The organism is Bradyrhizobium sp. Leo78 (assembly GCF_059512425.1).
The window spans coordinates 1-1090 of sequence record NZ_JCAMOT010000151.1 but is presented as its reverse complement, the minus strand read 5'-3'; the positions used below and the strand labels follow the sequence as shown (position 1 = coordinate 1090).

Sequence of the window (1090 nt, the reverse complement as noted above, 5' to 3'; positions counted from 1 at the left end):
ATAGAAAGGGATCAGGAGCAGTCAGTTTCCAACTAACAAACCGGTTCAAGCGGTCCCGCTCCGCGGGTCCATTTCAGCTTCATGATGAGCCATGGGAGACCGCATCGATGCTTCCGTCAGGTGCGGCGTCGGCGCTCTGCCGAAGAAAAGCTAGTACTGATCGAAGAAGAGTTTGAGGGGGCAAGACGGTCTCGGTGGATGCTAGAACGGCACCCGCGCCGATCGCGCCGGCGAGACGGTGGACGCGATCGAGAAGGAAGTCCGCCGCATGGCCGAGGAAGGCCCGACCCAGAAGGAGCTCGACGAGGCCAAGTCGTATTTGAAGGGTTCGCAGATGCTGGCGCTCGATACCTCCTCGAAGCTCGCGCAGGCGATGCTGCAGTATCAGACCGACAAATTGCCGATCGACTACATCGAGAAGCGCAACGCCATCGTCGACGCGGTGACGCTGGACGACGCCCGCAAGGTATCGCAGCGGCTCTGGGGCCAGGGCCTGCTCACGGTCGTCGTCGGCCGCACCCCGCAGGCCGCGGCCCAGCCGGCCAGTGCCCCATCCGCCGCAACGCCGCCGCCCGCCGTCAGCCCACCGGCCGCCGCGCCATCAGCCGCAACGCCGGCAACACCTAACTAACTTTGTGTTCGTGAGGTGATATGCGATCTGAACTTCGTTGGGGTGCCGCAACAGCTGCGCTCGTTGCAAGCGGTGCCGTCAATTCGGCCGATCTTAAGCCGGCAGCAAAGGTCCCACCGGCACTGTGGAGCCGGACCGGAGGATATATCGGCGGGCACGTGGGAGGCGGCTACGGCCGGTCATCGTTTCGTGATCCCCTAGGGTCGGTCGATTTACGGTGACCTCGTCGATAGCCCTGTGTTCCTGGCCGGAGGTCAGATCGGCTACAATTGGTAGAAGGAGCCTGGGCTCTTGGCCTCGAATTGGATGCCGGCGGCGCTGTCTCGGACGGCCAAACACCTGACCAGCATCTCTGCCAGATCGTCAAAAAAGTTTCACCAACGAACCGCTTTTGGCGGACTCGTTTCTTCGTCCAGGCGAAGGGCTGTGCTTTTTCATTGTAGGCGCGGATGAAGGCAT

The 1090-nt window shown here is 62.0% G+C and carries 1 pseudogene; it reads left to right on the top strand.

Annotated elements, in window-relative coordinates:
- Positions 1-208: 208 nt before the first annotated feature.
- A pseudogene (locus AC5ZG1_RS43985) lies at positions 209-631 on the top strand (M16 family metallopeptidase); the annotation flags it as partial.
- Between the last annotated feature and the right edge of the window lie 459 nt (positions 632-1090).